16 protein-coding genes are annotated in these 13,077 nt (G+C 68.4%); 7 read left to right on the top strand and 9 right to left on the bottom strand.

The features are described 5' to 3' along the window. Positions 1-101 precede the first annotated feature (101 nt). Positions 102-833 (top strand): response regulator transcription factor, encoded by a 732-nt coding sequence (locus ABAZ39_RS04840; RefSeq protein WP_038527276.1) that lies wholly within the window; start codon positions 102-104, stop codon positions 831-833. Positions 834-855: 22 nt separating this feature from the next. Here the strand turns inward: ABAZ39_RS04840 and ABAZ39_RS04835 are convergent, their stop codons facing one another. The 4 genes from ABAZ39_RS04835 to ABAZ39_RS04820 all read right to left on the bottom strand — a co-directional run bounded on the left by ABAZ39_RS04835 (position 856) and on the right by ABAZ39_RS04820 (position 4,813). Then, complete coding sequence (locus ABAZ39_RS04835; RefSeq protein ID WP_038527273.1) at positions 856-1,905, bottom strand: sensor histidine kinase; 1,050 nt, start codon at positions 1,903-1,905, stop codon at positions 856-858. Continuing rightward, positions 1,902-2,318 (bottom strand): DUF1987 domain-containing protein, encoded by a 417-nt coding sequence (locus tag ABAZ39_RS04830; RefSeq protein ID WP_308217003.1) that lies wholly within the window; start codon positions 2,316-2,318, stop codon positions 1,902-1,904. Before ABAZ39_RS04830 ends, ABAZ39_RS04835 begins: the two co-directional genes overlap by 4 nt. 8 nt (positions 2,319-2,326) lie before the next feature. Beyond that, on the bottom strand, positions 2,327-2,878 hold the full coding sequence (locus ABAZ39_RS04825; protein ID WP_051657801.1) for a SiaB family protein kinase: 552 nt from the start codon (positions 2,876-2,878) through the stop codon (positions 2,327-2,329). A 171-nt stretch (positions 2,879-3,049) separates the two neighbouring features. Further along, positions 3,050-4,813, bottom strand: coding sequence for an ATP-binding response regulator (locus tag ABAZ39_RS04820; RefSeq protein WP_247881628.1), 1,764 nt, complete (start codon positions 4,811-4,813; stop codon positions 3,050-3,052). A gap of 307 nt (positions 4,814-5,120) precedes the next feature. Between ABAZ39_RS04820 and ABAZ39_RS04815 the strand changes: the two genes are divergently transcribed. From ABAZ39_RS04815 to sugE, 5 genes are all read left to right on the top strand, one after another. Continuing rightward, the gene (locus ABAZ39_RS04815) at positions 5,121-6,185 is read left to right on the top strand and encodes a hypothetical protein (protein ID WP_211113714.1); all 1,065 of its coding nucleotides are present in this window, start codon (positions 5,121-5,123) and stop codon (positions 6,183-6,185) included. Positions 6,186-6,204: 19 nt separating this feature from the next. Further along, entirely contained in the window at positions 6,205-6,777 is a 573-nt protein-coding gene (locus ABAZ39_RS04810; protein ID WP_038527264.1) for a hypothetical protein, read from the top strand. Continuing rightward, positions 6,774-7,319 (top strand): hypothetical protein, encoded by a 546-nt coding sequence (locus ABAZ39_RS04805; protein WP_038527261.1) that lies wholly within the window; start codon positions 6,774-6,776, stop codon positions 7,317-7,319. The genes ABAZ39_RS04810 and ABAZ39_RS04805 overlap by 4 nt, the downstream gene beginning before the upstream one ends. An 83-nt stretch (positions 7,320-7,402) precedes the next feature. After that, positions 7,403-7,576: a hypothetical protein gene (locus tag ABAZ39_RS36055; RefSeq protein WP_160174799.1), complete on the top strand. Its 174-nt coding sequence runs from the start codon at positions 7,403-7,405 to the stop codon at positions 7,574-7,576. A 139-nt stretch (positions 7,577-7,715) separates the two neighbouring features. Next, entirely contained in the window at positions 7,716-8,033 is a 318-nt protein-coding gene (gene sugE / locus ABAZ39_RS04800; RefSeq protein ID WP_038527258.1) for a quaternary ammonium compound efflux SMR transporter SugE, read from the top strand. A 21-nt stretch (positions 8,034-8,054) separates the two neighbouring features. Here the strand turns inward: sugE and ABAZ39_RS04795 are convergent, their stop codons facing one another. The 4 genes from ABAZ39_RS04795 to murA all read right to left on the bottom strand — a co-directional run bounded on the left by ABAZ39_RS04795 (position 8,055) and on the right by murA (position 11,429). Then, the gene (locus ABAZ39_RS04795) at positions 8,055-9,086 is read right to left on the bottom strand and encodes an SDR family oxidoreductase (RefSeq protein WP_038527254.1); all 1,032 of its coding nucleotides are present in this window, start codon (positions 9,084-9,086) and stop codon (positions 8,055-8,057) included. Between the two features lie 96 nt (positions 9,087-9,182). Beyond that, a complete protein-coding gene (locus ABAZ39_RS04790; protein WP_014240530.1) occupies positions 9,183-9,602 on the bottom strand; it encodes an OsmC family protein in 420 nt (139 codons plus the stop codon). Positions 9,603-9,615: 13 nt separating this feature from the next. Further along, positions 9,616-10,080 carry a DUF2948 family protein gene (locus ABAZ39_RS04785; protein WP_038527250.1) on the bottom strand — a complete coding sequence of 155 codons (465 nt, stop codon included), beginning with the start codon at positions 10,078-10,080 and terminating at the stop codon, positions 9,616-9,618. A 44-nt stretch (positions 10,081-10,124) separates the two neighbouring features. Continuing rightward, positions 10,125-11,429, bottom strand: a complete 1,305-nt coding sequence (murA, locus tag ABAZ39_RS04780) for a UDP-N-acetylglucosamine 1-carboxyvinyltransferase (RefSeq protein ID WP_038527247.1) — start codon at positions 11,427-11,429, stop codon at positions 10,125-10,127. 232 nt (positions 11,430-11,661) lie between these two features. Here murA and ABAZ39_RS04775 point away from each other — a divergent pair, with 232 nt between their 5' ends. After that, positions 11,662-12,141: a GNAT family N-acetyltransferase gene (locus tag ABAZ39_RS04775; RefSeq protein ID WP_247881627.1), complete on the top strand. Its 480-nt coding sequence runs from the start codon at positions 11,662-11,664 to the stop codon at positions 12,139-12,141. On the opposite strand, the gene ABAZ39_RS04770 is transcribed toward ABAZ39_RS04775, so the two are convergent. Continuing rightward, entirely contained in the window at positions 12,110-13,039 is a 930-nt protein-coding gene (locus ABAZ39_RS04770) for a DMT family transporter (RefSeq protein WP_038527242.1), read from the bottom strand. The genes ABAZ39_RS04775 and ABAZ39_RS04770 overlap by 32 nt on opposite strands. Positions 13,040-13,077 lie beyond the last annotated feature (38 nt).

Raw genomic sequence — 13,077 nt, 5'->3', positions numbered from 1 at the left:
GGCCGTCGCGGGCCGAAGTCGCTCGACCTACGATTCGAATTCATATAGTTTCCGCGCCGGCCCTATGAACAATAAGCACCGGTAACGGGGGAGCAGAGGGGATGGCGGCCGTTACGATCGTTGTCGTCGAGGACGAGGCGTCTCTGCGACGTGACATGATCGAATACCTGCGCAGTTGCGGCTTCGATGCGGTCGGAGCGAAGAATGGGCGCGAACTGGACGAACAGATCGCCACGCGCCCGGTGTCCTTGGTTGTTCTGGACGTCAATCTTCCGGGTGAAGACGGGTTCAAGATCGCCACACGGCTGCGCGAGAATCCCGCCATCGGAATCATCATGGTGACCGCCCGCGGCTCCACCGTCGATCGGGTGGTCGGGCTGGAGCTGGGCGCCGACGCCTATCTGGTGAAGCCCGTCGAAATGCGCGAGTTGGAGGCCCAGGCCAAGGCCCTGCTCCGCCGCCTGGAGACGAGCAACGGCAACGCCGCCCCGCCGGCCCCGCAATCCTCCGGCCAGCCCGCGACCGACGAGGCCAGTTGGATTCTGGACGCAACGGCCTGGGCGCTGACCAGCCCGACGGGTGTGCGGGTCAGCCTGACGAGCATGGAGATGAAGCTGGTCTCGCTGCTGGCCGGGCAGGCCCGCCAGCCGGCAACCCGCGACCAGATTTCCGTGGCGCTCTACAACCGCCGCTGGAACCCCGACGACCGTTCGATCGACACGGTGGTCGGGCGCCTGCGCCACAAGGTGGAAAACGCCATCGGCGAAACCGCCCCGGTCAAATCGGTCCACGGCGTGGGGTATGTGTTCTCCGCTCCCGTCCGCATGACCTGAGGCCGCCGTGACTTGAGACCGCTCAGGCGGACGCCTCGTCCGGAGGGGTGATTTTCGGGAAGGTCAGGACGAAGCGGGTTCCCTGCCCCGGCGCGCTGCTCACTGCGATCGTCCCCTTCAGCGCCCCGACCGCCAGATTGTGTACGATGTGCAGACCAAGCCCGCTGCCCCCCTCGCCGCGCCGCGTCGTGAAGAAGGGATCGAAGATCCGCGGCAGATGGTCCGCCGGAATGCCCCGGCCATCGTCGGTGTAGACCAGCCGAACGGTGCCCGGCTCCGGCTCGTCCACCGTGACCGACAAGGCGCCGCCCTGCCCCTCCGCACCCTGCGCGTCGACGAAGGCGTGGGTGACGGAATTCATCACGAGGTTGGTCAGGATCTGCGACAGCGCCCCCGGATAGCTGTCGACCACCAGCCCGTCCGGGCAGGACACGGAGATGGTGTGCCGGCCCTGGCGGAGCTTGGGTTCCAGGCTGACCAGCGTCTCCTGGATGTAGCGGTTGAGATTCACGGCCCGCCGTTCGGCACTGGCGCGGTCCACCGCCACCTGCTTGAAGCTGGCGATCAGCTTGGCCGCCCGCTCGCAATTGGTGAGGATCAGCGCCGAGGTGTCCGTCGCCGTGGCCAGATAGCGGGAAAAGTCCGCCTTGCTCAATTCGCCCGACTGGGCGCGCCGGCGCAGCCCGGCGGTGGCGTCGGATAGATGCGACGCGCAGGACACGGCGATGCCCACAGGGGTGTTGATCTCGTGCGCCACCCCGGCCACCAGGGCGCCCAGGGAAGCCAGCTTCTCGGCGCGGACCATCGCCTCCTGGGCTTCGCGCAGGTCGGCCAGCGCACCTTCCGCTTCCTGCCGGCGGCGCTCCAGTTCCTGGTTGGCGGAGCCGATCTGCGCCTGCAGCCGGTCGCTGACCCGGACCAGCCGACGCTGCTCGCGCGTGCTGCGCTGGAACGCCTCCACCAGCGCCTCGAACTCGGCGCGCAGTTCGGGCGCGGCGGCGCCCAGCCTCTCCCCCAGAAGGCGGGCCTGCTCGATGGCCTGCTCCTCAGCGGCGAAGAGGTTGAAGGTCATGACGCCCCGTCGGCCGGAATCTGTTTCAGGGTGAAGGCGACGTGCTGCAGGTCCTCGGCGAAATCCTCGCCCAGCTCCTGCATGGAATCGTCGTTCTCCTCGTAGCACCAGGTGACCGAGATGCTGCGTCCCTCGCCAGCCGCCGTCTCCAGCATCTGGAAGATGTTCATCAGGGCCTTCGCGCTGGAGCTGTTGAAATACAGCAGCTCCATGTCGAAGCGGATGGGGTGGCCGCCCGCCTCGGCGAGGAAGCCGCGGAGCGCTGCGAAGATCGGGCCGAAGAAGGTCGCGACGTCGTCGGGATAGGACTCGCCGCTGAGGCGAAGCACGCCTTGGGCGAAGTCGAAATCGACTTCGGGCGTCCGGCCCGTCGCGGGTAGTTTCAGGGATTCCATGGTCGTCCGGATGTCCACAGCCGCTCTCAGATCCGAGCCTTGAGACAGAAGAAGCTTTTGCCTTCGTCCATTTCGAGGAAATCATACTCGATGGGTTCGCTGGCGCGGCGCGCGATCTCGATCAGGCCGATGTTGGCGCCCCGCGCGCCCTCTTCCGGGGTTTCGCGCAGCTGCTCCCGGTAATAGGTCTTGATCCCATCCTTGTCCAAGCCCTTCAGATACTCCAGCCGATCGCGCAGGCGCGGCACGTCGGCGTTGTACACGGTGTTGCCGCAGACGATGAAGACCTTCCCGCCCTCCATGCCGATGGTGACCATCCCGGCGCTCAGCTCGACCGGCTTCTCGCGCGCCCCGGTCACCTTTTCGGCGGAGTACCGGATGATGTTCTGCATCTGCTCGACGAAGACGGCGAAAACCCGGCGCACCGTGGGGCCGTCGGTTTCCTCCAGGGTCATCTTTTCACGCAAAGCCTCTCCCAGGGAATAGAGTATCCCCTCGGACAGATAGCCGCTAAACGAGAAAATGATGCCTTTCTCGTCAAGGTCCCGTTTGATCCCGGCATATTGCTGAGCGAGCATAATGGAGTCCACGGTTCTTCCGTTGGAGTGCGAAAAGGCCGCCCGCCGCGGCTGAGTGTTCCGGACCGGTTTCCGGCAATCGCGGCAGCCTTGTTATGAACACGTTACATTTCCGTCCGCCGCGCTGGAAGGATTATCCGGGGTGGGCGGCAGCGGACCGGCCTTGCGCGTTCAGCTTTTGACCGGAAGGCGGACGCGGAAGACGCTGCCCTGCCCGACCGTGCTTTCGGCGCTGATCGAGCCGCCATGCAGCAGGATGATCTGCCGCACCGTGTGCAGCCCGATGCCCGTCCCCGGCACGCCCACCGAGCCGGTTCCCCGGTAATGACGCTCGAACAGCAGGGGCAACTCATGCTGCGGGATGCCGCGGCCCTGGTCGGCCACCTCGACCACCGCCAGGCCCCCCTCGGTCTCGCCGCGCACGGTGATGCGGCAGTCGCCGTCCGAATATTTGAAGGCGTTGTTCAGCAGGTTGCTGAACAGCATGCCCAGCAGATGCCCGTCGGCCATCACCACCGACGGCAGCCGGTCCAGGTCCAGATGGAAGTCGCAGCCGGTGTAGGCGGTGCGGAAGGGTTCCGTCACCGAGCGCAGGAGCGTCCTCAAATCGACCTCGGCCCGCTGCACCCTCAGCGTGCCGGCCTGAAGCCGCTCGTCGGTCAGATGCGTGTCGATCAACCCGGTCAGGCGCTGAACGCTGCTGCGGATGACGCGCAGTCGTTCCAGAGAGTCCGGGGTCTCCCGCTCCGCCCGCAGCGTCAGCATCTGGGCGGCGCTGTCGATGATGGCCAGCGGTGTGCGGAATTCGTGGCTGACCATGGTGACGAACTGGCGCTGCTGCTCGCGGGCGACCAGCTCCGCCTCCAACGCCCGCTCCACCCGTTCCTTGGCGGCGACCAGGGCGGCCTGATTAGCGGCCAGTTCGGCCGTCCGCTCGCCGACACGCCGTTCCAGCGACTGGTTCAGCGCCACCAGATCCTCGTACAGGCACACGTTGTCGAAGCCGATGATGACGCGGGCGCAGAACAGCTCCAGCAGCCGGTGATCGTCTTCGCGGTAAGGCTCGCTCCGCTCCAGGGCGAAGACCGTCGTCCCATGTTCCCGGGTGCGGAAGGCGAGGATGCAGCGGGCCGACCCGAAATTGCTCTGCTGCGTCTCGAAGGCGCCGATCACCTGGGCGGTCAGGTCGGGCTCCAGCGTGTCGGGCGCGGGCCGCCCGACGAACCGCGCGAAACGGCCGGAGCCGGCGACCACGGCGGCCCGCGTCTTGCCGTCGCCGCGATCCACCAGGCGGCAGGCCAGAACGGCGCCGCCGCTGTTGTCCACGACCTTGCTGAGCTGGTCCACCAACTCTTCCACCAGCGTGCGCATGGAGCGGGTTTCGAACAGCGGAGCGGAGGCGGCGAGGATGCGCTCCAACCCCTGGCGGTGCCGCTCGATGGTCACGATGTCGCGCCACGCCCGCAGGCCGCTGACCAACGTGGTGAACAGACGCTGGGCGGTGAGTTCGCTCTTGGCCTTGTAATCGTTGATGTCGTAGGCGACGACCACGTCCCGCTCCGGCGCCTGTCCCGGCTGGCCGGTGCGCAGGATGATGCGCATGCGGTGGTTGTTCAGATCCTCACGGATGAAGCGGACCAGACGCAGGCCGGCGTCGTCCGTCTCCATCACCACGTCGAGCAGCGCCACCGGGATGTCCGGACGGGTCAACAGCAGCGACCGCGCGGCGGCGGCGGACAGGGCGCTGACCACTTCGAACGGGCGGTCTTCGAACTCGAAATCGCGCAGCAGCACCTCGGTCATGGTATGGACCTGGGGATCGTCGTCGACCACCAGCACGGGCCAAGGGTCCGCCGGCCGGCCGTTGACCGTGGAGTCGTCGGCGAAGCCGTCGTCGGGTCCGAACAACGGTTCGTCGTCCAGACCTTCGTCCATATCCTGGCCCATGCTCTCCTCCACGCATGACCTACCCGAATGGTTCCGCATCGACGGACAAGGAAGGCACCAAAGCGGTACGAGACCTAAGCCCACCCGTCCAGGGCTGTAGCAAATTGTCACAAAGCGCCATGCATTAGAGGCACATAGCACGAATTTGGGCCGATTCTGCCCTTTGATGAATACCCAAGTATTACTGTAATCTTTTATACTCCCCGAAAACGAGGGAGTTTGCCCGCGTATGGACATGGACCTCAATGTCGGGGACATCCAGAATGAGGATTCCAATGGCAGGGATCTGGACGGCATGACCCCAATCGGCACGACCCTGGACGCTATGCCTCTGGACAGCTCGGGCCCGAACGGCGCGCCCACCGGCCGGTACGCGGCGTTCCGCCGGTTCCTGTCATGCTTCGACCGCCGTCCCGGTGCGTCGCCGACCACGGAGCGGCCGGCCGGGCTGCCGGTGCGGGCCATGCTTCTCGGCTTGCTGTCCAGCCGGCGGCAGGCGCACACGCGCCGCCTGTGGGCGCGTTGGCTGGAGCCGGTGATGCTGCGCGATCCGGCCCTGCTGTCGGTCCCGGACCCGCTGCCCGGCTGCATCCGCGTCCTCGACACCGCCGGCTGGTGGCCGGCCCTGTCGCGGCGGATGGACGACCTGCCGGCCACCGTGCAGAACCGCCTGGAGAACCGGCTGGTCGACGGCGCTTTGGACCGGGTTCTCGCCTCCGCGGAAATGGTGGATTGGGCGGAAGTCCTGCGCGAGCGCTCGCTGGCCGTCCTGGACGCGCTGCGCACCGACCCCGCCGCGCTCGCCCTGTTCCTGGAGGAGGCCAACACCCACCGCATGCGCGCCGCCAGCACCCTGGCGATTCCCGGGGGTGTCGTGGCGCTCCGCGCCCTGGACGGCACGGACGTCGACACGCTGGCCGCCGCGCTGCGCCTGTGCGACGGATGGCGGGCGCTGGGCGGGCGGGCGCCGGACATGGAGATCGACGAGCTGCTGGCCTGCGTGCGCGGCGCGCTGGCCAACGACAGCGTCCCACCCGAAGCGATGGCCCTGTTCGCGGTGGCCGGTCTCTACACCCGCCGCGACCCGCTGCTCGGCGCGGCGCTTCGCGCGCTTTTGCCCCTGCCGCTGGTGGATGCCGCCGCGGCTTGGCTGACGGCGCACACCGAGGACACGGACAGCGGCGTCACGGATTTCCCCATGCATGGCGGCATTTCGACACGCGGTCTCGACCGCGGTCTGCGCGACCTGTACGAAGCCGCAAGGCGCTCCGGCGATTTCCCGTCTCCCGCGCACGCCAGACGGCCGGGGCATGCCCTGTCCGGGGCGATGAACGCCACCGGCACACCGGGCGGGCGCTGATGGTTCGGATGGTGATGCGATGAATTTGGACACCTTCGCCCTCGCCGTGCTGGTTCTGTGCGTGGGCGCGCTCGGCATTTCCGTGGTCTACGAGGCCTCGCGCCTGACCGCCACCGGCAGCCGCAAGGCGCTGGTGCGACGGAAGCTGGAAGCCCAGTCCGCCGACCTCGCCGCCCTCGGCCGCGGCATCGAGATCGCCCAGGCCGAGAGCGCCGCGAGGCAGGAGGCTCTCGACCGTCTGACCGCCGAGCGCGGGCGCCTGACCGGCCTGATCGCGTCGGTGAAAGCGTCCAAGATCGCCCTGGTGCATGAGATCGGCGACGCGCAGAGCGGCGCCCAGCGCTACGAGAGCGAGTTGCGCACCGTCCCGGATTTCGCCCGGCTCGACCCCCGGCGCATGCTGTTCGCGCGGGCGATCTGGGATCGCCGGAACATCGCCCGTGTCTGGGCCGACACGCCGGACGCCGCCGCGGCGATGCTCCAGCGTGCCTTCAGCACGCGCAACGGAGTCCTGGCCTCGCGGCCGGAAACGATCCCGCTTATCCCGGCCGGAAGCGGGACCAACGAAGGTGCGCGGCCGGTTTCCCCATGACGGCGATCATCCTTTACGCGTCGCTGCTGCTGCTGGCGGCCAGCGTCCTGGTGAACCGGATGGGCGAGCGCCGCGTCCGCGCGGCGCGCGACGAGATCGTCTCCGCCGAAAAGGACATCCGGACCATGGAGCAGCGCGTCCAGGAGGCCCGGAAGACGCTGGAGACGACGCGCGGTACGCTGGGTGGCCTGGAGGAGTCTCTGGCCGAGGCCAAGCGGCAGGCCGAGGTTCTGGAACGGCAGCTCGACGCGGCCCAGCGGGCGCCGATGGAGTTCTTCCACGTCTTCGACCGGCTGGAGGCCCGGCCCGGAACCATCTGGGAGGTGACGGTGCGCCGCGCCCCCGACGCGCTCTACACCAGCGGCGCCATGGCCGCCTCCTGGCGCGACGGGCGGGCCTATCTGGTCGTCGCCGCCAACCAGAAGGAGGCGCTGGACCGCGTCGCCCAGCGCTTCCCGCGCGTCAACGGCTACGAGATCGGGCCGGTCCTGACCTGCCGCCTGTTCCTGTCCAAGGATGCGACAGAGCGCAAGCGGGCCTGACACGCCTTGTGAGGCCCGCCACAGCGCGGGGAGGACACCATGGTTAGAGTGGAGCGAACGACCCTCCCACCCTGGTGACCGCCATGACCCGCCGCACCGCAACGCACCCCCAGTCTCCTTCACCGTCGCAGCCGGCCACCCGCGAGCGCCCCACGCCCGGCTTCACGGTCCTGCCGCTGGACGACCGCCGCTGTCCCCGCCGCGAGGTCGCCATGCTGTGCGAAACCGACAGCGGCCATCGCTGGGACGGCGCTTGACCACGGGGCTTGACCGGACCGCCCGCATCCCTATATCCCGGTCGCCCTCCCGTGAGGACGACCTCACCACGGCACACCCGTTTCGGGCGTGGGGAGTTCGGCGGGGACGACCCTGCCTCCAATCCATCGGAGGTGTTCCGTGTCCTGGGTCATCCTGTTCTTCGCCGGCCTCTTTGAAATCGGCTGGGCCGTCGGCCTGAAGCAGACGGAGGGCTTCACCCGCCCCATTCCCACCGCCCTGACCGTCGCCTCGATGGTCATCAGCCTCGCCCTGCTGGGCATGGCGCTGAAGTCGCTGCCGCTCGGCACCGCCTACGCCGTGTGGACCGGCATCGGAACGGTCGGCACCGTCATCCTCGGCATCTTCATCTACGGTGAATCCGCCGACATCCTGCGGCTCGGCTGCATCGCGCTGATCGTGGCGGGCATCCTCGGGCTGAAGCTCATCACGCCCTGATCCGCCTTCCTTGCCCCACTGTCAGGCGCGCTCCTTGCGCAGGACCGCGCGCGCGGCGTAGCCGAGCCCCCCGACCACCGCGAGGCCAGCGAGAAAGGCAAAGCCACGCGCCGCGGTTCCTGTGGTGCTCAGCGACAGGCGCTCCTCCTGGCCGGTGAAGCGCCCGTGCGTGCGGTGCAGGCCTGGAACCGGCTCGAACAGATTGTCGGGCCGGTTCGGCGCCTCCGTTTCTTCCGTCTCCTGCCCTTCGAAGGCGGTGAAGGCCACCCGGTAATCGGCGTAGGCGGGCAGCGCCTGGGTGCCAAGGATCGCCTCGGCGGTGGTGAAGCCCAGCCAGTGCTCCCGCTTGGGGTCCGCCGCGGCCCGGACGATGGCGCGGCCGATGTCGTCCGGGTCGAAAATGGCGCCAACCGGCTTGGCCCGGCGCGTCATGTGGCTGCGCGCCCAGTCGAACTGCGGCGTGTTGACCGCCGGCAGATGGACCATGGTCACCTGTAGGCGGCTGCCGTCGTGGATCAGTTCGGAGCGCAGGCTGTCGATGAAGCCGCGGATGGCGCTCTTGGCCCCGCAATAGGCCGCCTGAAGCGGGATGGAGCGGTAGGCCAGCGCCGACCCGACCTGAAGGATGAGGCCGCGGTCGCGCGGCAGCATGCGGCGCAGCGCCGCCATCGTGCCGTGGACGGAGCCGAGATAGGTCACCTCGGTCACCCGCCGGACCTCCTCGGGCGTCAGGTCGCGGATGCGCCCGAACACCGTCACCATGGCGTTGTTGACCCAGACATCGATGGGACCGAGCGCCCGCTCGGCCTGCTCGGCGGCGGCCTCCACCGCCTCGGCATCGGCGACGTCGGCGGTCAGCACCAGCGCCGCGCCGCCGAGCCGCTCGACCTCCGCCGCCACCTCCTCCAGCGCCTCGCGGGAGCGGGCGATCAGCCCGACCGCCGCGCCCCATTCCCGCGCGAAGGCAAGCGCCGTCGCCCGCCCGACCCCGGCGGACGCTCCGGTGACGACGACGACGGGCCGATTCCGGCCGGCAACGGGATTGGAGGGCATGGCGGCGGGGCTCCATGGGCTGGGGTGGGCATCGACGCTGTCCCAACCCGCCCGAAGCCCGCCGGTTCCGCCACCGCAGTTCCGCCGCCGTTGCGCTTACGGCGCTTCGACGATCTCGAAATCGTGGGTGATCGCGGCGGTGGCGCCCAGCATGATCGAGGCGGAGCAGTATTTTTCCGCCGACAGGGCGATGGCGCGCTCGACCTTGGCCGGGTCCAGGCCGCGCCCGGTGACCACGAAATGAACATGGATCTTCGTGAAGACCTTGGGGTCGGTCTCGGCGCGCTCGGCCTCGATCTCGGCCACGCAGTCGGTGATGGCCTGACGGCCTTTCTCCAGGATCATCACCACGTCGAAGCCGGTGCAGCCGCCCATGCCGATCAGCAGCATCTCCATGGGACGGATGCCCAGGTTGCGCCCGCCCGCCTCCGGCGCGCCGTCCATGATCACGGCGTGGCCGCTGCCGGACTCGCCGACGAACATCCGACCATCAACCCACTTCACCCGCGCCTTCATGGCGGTCTCCCGATTATTGTTCGTCTTCCAATGGATGGCATGGCTTGCAGCCGGTCGGCCAGGGCTCGCCCAGATCCTCCACGAAGCAGGTCCAGGACGGGCTTTCCAGCCGGATGCAGGCGCCGCCGGCGAAATTCAGGACAAGGGCGCCCTCCGCCGCCTCGACGGAGAGCAATTCCAGGATCTGCGCGCGGTCCTTCAGGTCGAGGCCGCGCAGCTTCACGGCCTTCACCCCTTCGATCCGCACGCCGCAATTGACGCGCTCGAAGGGGTTCAGGTGGTCGTCGTCGGCGGTCGGGCCAGGGCGCCGCTTGCCCGCGGTCTCCCACTTGAAGCGGTTGGCCACCAGCACGAAGCGCGCCTCTTCGGGCAGGAAGCACATGTCCCCGATCGGCAGGATGGCGTCCTGCAGACAGGCGGAGACGACTTTCAGATCCTCGGCATCCTGTGCGCGCAGGCGGATCGGCGTGGCGGTCATGAGCTTCCCTTCGCTGTGGACGGCTGAACGGGCGCAGGACGCCGTCAGTCGTCCTCCGCCCGGATGCGTTCGATGTCCGCGCCGCAGGCCGCCAGCTTGTCCTCCAGCCGCTCGTAGCCGCGGTCGAGGTGATAGACGCGGTTGACCGTCGTCTCCCCTTCCGCCGCAAGACCGGCCAGGACCAGCGACACCGACGCGCGGAGATCCGTCGCCATAACGGGCGCGCCGGTCAAACGCTCCACACCCCGGACGAGGGCGGAGGAACCGTGCACCGTGATGCGGGCTCCCATGCGGGTCAGCTCGGGCGCGTGCATGAACCGATTCTCAAATATGGTCTCGGTGATCATGCCTGCACCCCTGGCCGTGCACATCAGGGCCATCATCTGGGCCTGAAGGTCGGTGGGGAAGCCGGGATAGGGCTCGGTCATCACGTCCACGCCGACCAGCTCGCCGTTGGCGCGGGAGACGCGAATGCCCGTCTGGCCATTGGTCTCGATCTCGGTGAACTCCACGCCCGCCGGGACCAGGGCGGTCACCGCCGCCTTGATCAGGTCCAGACGGGTGTTCAGGATGTCCAGCGTGCCGCCGGTCATCGCCGCCGCCATGGCGTAGGTGCCGGTCTCGATGCGGTCCGGCACCACCATGTGGCGGGCGCCGTTCAGCCGGTCGACGCCGACGATGGTCAGCCGGTCGGTGCCGATGCCGGTGATCTTGGCGCCCATCTTGACGAGGCATTCGGCGAGGTCGGTGACCTCCGGCTCGCGGGCGGCGTTGACCAGCACCGTGGTGCCGCGGGCCAGCGTGGCGGCCATCAGCAGGTTCTCGGTGGCGCCCACCGACACCTTGGGGAAGACATACTCGGCACCGCGCAGGCCGCCCTGCGGCGCCTTGGCGACGATGTAGCCGCCCTCGATGCGGATGTCCGCCCCCATGGCCTCCAGGCCCTTGATGTGCAGGTCCACCGGGCGGGCGCCGATGGCGCAGCCACCGGGCAGCGATACCTTGGCCTCGCCGCAGCGGGCGAGCAGCGGGCCGAGCACCAGGACGCTCGCCCGCATCTTGCGGACGAGGTCGTAGGGGGCCGTGGTGTTGGTGATGTCGCGGGCGGTGAACTCCACCACGCGGCCGGCGCAATCCCCGCCCGCCCCGGCCATGTGGATCGCGACGCCGTGCTGGAGCAGCAGGTTGCACAGCGTGTTGATGTCCGCGAGGATCGGCAGGTTGGTGAGCGTCAGCGTCCCGTCGGTGAGGAGCGCCGCGGTCATCAGGGGCAGCGCCGCGTTCTTGGCGCCGCCGACCGTGATCGACCCGTGAAGGGGCTTGCCGCCGCGGATGCGGATCTTGTCCATGAAGCTGTCTTGTCCGGTCAGATGCTGTCGAAAAGGCCGAAGCCCGGCGGATTAGGCCATCTTGCGGGTCCGAGGGTCCGACGACACGCCCATCGTCGGCGGACTTCTCGGGTCTTACGGGGATTGAATCTGTCAGGCGTTGTAGCGGAGCATGCGGGCGCGCTCAAGGGAAGGAATTGAGGCTTTTTCTCATGGAAGCCCTTCTCCCGCCGCAATTGAAAGGACGGACCGCGTGACACAGGACAGCGCCCGGCACAGTGCCCGGGACGAGTTGATGGCCGGACTGACCCTCTCCCTCTCCGGGCGGCTCGACCCGGACGAGGTGAAGCAGATCCACGGTGAACTGCGCGCCTTCAACGAGCGCTTCACCGACCCCTACGACCTGCGGGACCTCCAGGTGACCGTCCGCGACGCGGACGGGGCGCTTATGGCCGGGCTGACCGGCTACACCAACTGGGAATGGCTGTATGTGGATTATCTGTGGGTCCATGACGGCCGGCGCGGCGGCGGGCTTGGCGCCCGGCTGCTGGCCGCCGCGGAGGTGGAGGCGGTGAAACGCGGCTGCCGCTGGTCGCGCCTCTACACCTACGATTTCCAGGCGCCGGGCTTCTACCGCAAGCAGGGCTACGAGGTGTGGGCGGAGATGGAGGGCTACCCGCCGGGGCACACGCAGATCTGGCTCAGGAAGGCTCTGCGGCGGGACGGGGAATAGCCTGCACGGCGGATTCGTTGCGCTTCAGGAAGACGATCACCGCGCAGACCACCACCATCCCGGCGAGTTGGGGCAGTTCGAAGGTTTCGCCCAGCAGCAGGAAGGCCGTCACCCCGGCGAAGACGGGATCGAGCATGCCGATCACCGTCGCCGGGAACGGTTCGATGGTCTTCAGCCCTTCCAGATAGAGCCAGTAGGGCGCCACCGTGCCGAACACGCCGATGAACAGCACGAAGCTCACCGTCTCCCAGGTCACCTCGACCGCCGCGTAATCAATGGCGGGAGTGGCGAGCAGCCAGAACAGCGCCGACAGGAAGAAGGGCCAGAAGGTCATCGACCAGCTGTCCAGCCCCCGCCGGTGGCCGTGGGCGCAACGGACGTTGTAAGCGGCGAAGCACACGGCGCAGAGCATGCCCACCGCCGCCCCCAGCGCGTTGCCCGACCACAGGGCCGGATCGTAGGCGCCGACCAGCAGGAAGCAGCCGGCGGCGTTGCCCGCCAGGATCAACGCCACCGCCCGGTTCATCCGGTGGGTGCCGAGCAGCAGCCCGGCGGCCACGATCAGCATGGGGGCGGTGTATTCCAGCATCAGCGCCAGCGCCACGTTGGTCAGAGCGATGGCGTAAAAGAAGGTCAGGTTGACCAGAGTCAGCCAGACCGCCAGTTCCCCCAGGAACGGCAGGTCCACCCGCCGCACCCGGATCGGCCGGCCGAGCGCCAGCATGATCAGGGCCAGCACAGCGGCGGACACCATGGCGCGCACCGCGATCATCACCAACGGCGGCATGGAGGCGACGAACATCATCTTGGCCGCCGTCCCGGCCACGCCGAACAGCAGGGCGGAGGCGACGATGCAGCCATAGCCCCACAGGCGCGCCCGCGCCGAGTCAACCACCATGGCCCCGCCCTGCCCCGTTCCGGATCGGCGGCAACGAT

The organism is Azospirillum argentinense (genome assembly GCF_000632475.1).
Lineage (GTDB): Bacteria > Pseudomonadota > Alphaproteobacteria > Azospirillales > Azospirillaceae > Azospirillum > Azospirillum baldaniorum.
The sequence above is the reverse complement of the archived record's forward strand: the minus strand, read 5'-3'. Positions and strand labels throughout refer to the sequence as shown.

Bases quoted from the DNA above. Each gene is read 5' to 3' on its own strand.
- ABAZ39_RS04840 (WP_038527276.1), top strand. From the start codon at position 102: ATGGCGGCCGTTACGATCGTTGTCGTCGAGGACGAGGCGTCTCTGCGA.
- ABAZ39_RS04835 (WP_038527273.1), bottom strand. From the start codon at position 1,905: ATGACCTTCAACCTCTTCGCCGCTGAGGAGCAGGCCATCGAGCAGGCC.
- ABAZ39_RS04825 (WP_051657801.1), bottom strand. From the start codon at position 2,878: ATGCTCGCTCAGCAATATGCCGGGATCAAACGGGACCTTGACGAGAAA.
- ABAZ39_RS04820 (WP_247881628.1), bottom strand. From the start codon at position 4,813: ATGGACGAAGGTCTGGACGACGAACCGTTGTTCGGACCCGACGACGGC.
- ABAZ39_RS04815 (WP_211113714.1), top strand. From the start codon at position 5,121: ATGACCCCAATCGGCACGACCCTGGACGCTATGCCTCTGGACAGCTCG.
- ABAZ39_RS04810 (WP_038527264.1), top strand. From the start codon at position 6,205: ATGAATTTGGACACCTTCGCCCTCGCCGTGCTGGTTCTGTGCGTGGGC.
- ABAZ39_RS04805 (WP_038527261.1), top strand. From the start codon at position 6,774: ATGACGGCGATCATCCTTTACGCGTCGCTGCTGCTGCTGGCGGCCAGC.
- ABAZ39_RS36055 (WP_160174799.1), top strand. From the start codon at position 7,403: ATGACCCGCCGCACCGCAACGCACCCCCAGTCTCCTTCACCGTCGCAG.
- ABAZ39_RS04795 (WP_038527254.1), bottom strand. From the start codon at position 9,086: ATGCCCTCCAATCCCGTTGCCGGCCGGAATCGGCCCGTCGTCGTCGTC.
- ABAZ39_RS04790 (WP_014240530.1), bottom strand. From the start codon at position 9,602: ATGAAGGCGCGGGTGAAGTGGGTTGATGGTCGGATGTTCGTCGGCGAG.
- ABAZ39_RS04785 (WP_038527250.1), bottom strand. From the start codon at position 10,080: ATGACCGCCACGCCGATCCGCCTGCGCGCACAGGATGCCGAGGATCTG.
- murA (WP_038527247.1), bottom strand. From the start codon at position 11,429: ATGGACAAGATCCGCATCCGCGGCGGCAAGCCCCTTCACGGGTCGATC.
- ABAZ39_RS04770 (WP_038527242.1), bottom strand. From the start codon at position 13,039: ATGGTGGTTGACTCGGCGCGGGCGCGCCTGTGGGGCTATGGCTGCATC.